This is a genomic window from Streptomyces sp. DH12 (assembly GCF_020873895.1).
In the GTDB taxonomy this organism is placed as follows: Bacteria; Actinomycetota; Actinomycetes; order Streptomycetales; family Streptomycetaceae; genus Streptomyces.
The window spans coordinates 1-542 of record NZ_JAHWGT010000621.1 but is presented as its reverse complement, the minus strand read 5'-3'; the positions used below and the strand labels follow the sequence as shown (position 1 = coordinate 542).

The 542-nt window shown below is 73.6% G+C and carries 1 protein-coding gene; it reads right to left on the bottom strand.

Annotation, left to right across the window (positions count from 1 at the left end; translation table 11 throughout):
- A partial coding sequence (locus tag LPA54_RS36115) for a hypothetical protein (RefSeq protein WP_228984762.1) occupies positions 1 to 516 on the bottom strand: 516 nt, incomplete at its 3' end.
- Positions 517 to 542 lie beyond the last annotated feature (26 nt).

Genomic DNA, 542 nt, shown 5'->3' with positions numbered 1-542 from the left:
GAGGAACAGGAAGGTCTCCCCCTCCGGCGTCCCCCAGCGCTGCTCCCAGTTGACGACGGCGTCCATAAGCCTGGGCAGTTCCGTGTCGTCCAGCGGCGCGGTGCTCTGCGTGTAGGCGGTGCGGAGCAGGCGGCCCAGTGCGCGGTCGTCGAACGCGTCGGGGGCCGGCAGCAGGTCGTGCTGATCGAGGTACTCGAACATCCGGCGCGGGCTCAGGTCCTCGGCCTCCGCCTCCAGGACGGCCCGGGCGTCCCGCGGGGAGACGCCGGGGTCGGCGGGGAGCGCCGCCATGCGGGCATCGACGTACCGCTTCATCAGTTCGGCGGGGTCGAGGGCCTCGGGGACAAGGGGGCGCCGGACGCCGTGGTGGGCGAGGAGGGCGAGCCTCTCGGCCCGGTCCATGCCCTGGACCCGTGCGGCGAACGCGTCGGCGGCCGTCCGCCGGAACTGGCCGACGATCTGCGGATGCAGCCGTCCCTCGCTGCGGGCCACGTAGTTCTCCAGATGGGACCGCATGGCACGGAGCGCGGCCGGTACGGGAC